The 685-nt window shown below is 59.0% G+C and carries 2 protein-coding genes; one reads left to right on the top strand and one right to left on the bottom strand.

The genetic code is table 11. The features are described from left to right. A partial coding sequence (locus OC610_RS28425; protein ID WP_332880490.1) for a FimV/HubP family polar landmark protein occupies nt 1-213 on the top strand: 213 nt, incomplete at its 5' end. 135 nt (nt 214-348) lie between these two features. Here OC610_RS28425 and OC610_RS28420 read toward each other — a convergent pair. Beyond that, a partial coding sequence (locus OC610_RS28420) for a BamA/TamA family outer membrane protein (protein ID WP_332880489.1) occupies nt 349-685 on the bottom strand: 337 nt, incomplete at its 5' end.

Below are 685 nucleotides of genomic sequence, written 5' to 3'. Positions count from 1 at the left end.
CTGTCCGTTGAGCCTGAGTTCGAGTCACTGTCCCTGGAACCTGTGTCCTTCGAGCTGCAGGCGTCGGAGCATTCGGAAAAGCTGGAAGAAGCGCAGAATTGCATCGATGAAGGCGACCTGAAGAGCGCCATCACCCTGCTGGAAGAGTTGCTGCAAGAGGGCGATGAACCACTCAAGGAAACCGCCCGAGTCTTGTTGGCCGGGATTCGTTGAAGGATTGCGAGGCTGACGAGATCCTTTTGTGGGAGCGAGCCTGCTCGCGAAAGCGGTGCCCCAGTCGGCGATGATGTTGGCCATGGTTCAGTCTTCGCGAGCAGGCTCGCTCCCACAAAAGGCTAGGTGCAGGGCTTAGAACGTTTGCCCCAGGTTCAGATACACCGCCTGCTCATCGTCATCATTAAAGCCATAGCTGAAGTTCAATGGCCCCAGCGGCGTGTCAAAGCCGAGGAAGACACTGGCGGCATTGATGTAGCCGCTGTCGAATTCGTTGTCGTTGTTCCACGCCCGACCACGCTCCAGAGAGCCGCCGATGTACAGCGGGAAATCCAACGGCAGGTAGGCCCGAGGCGTGAGCCGGCGGTAATACACGGCGCGCATCAGGCTCATGTTCTGGCCGGATATCCCATCCTCGCGAAAGCCCGATAGTTGCCGCGCGCCGCCGAGGACAAAACTGGACGTCACGACC

It is taken from the genome of Pseudomonas agronomica, from assembly GCF_025917275.1.
Lineage (GTDB): Bacteria > Pseudomonadota > Gammaproteobacteria > Pseudomonadales > Pseudomonadaceae > Aquipseudomonas > Aquipseudomonas agronomica.
This window is presented reverse-complemented; position numbering and strand designations above follow the sequence as displayed.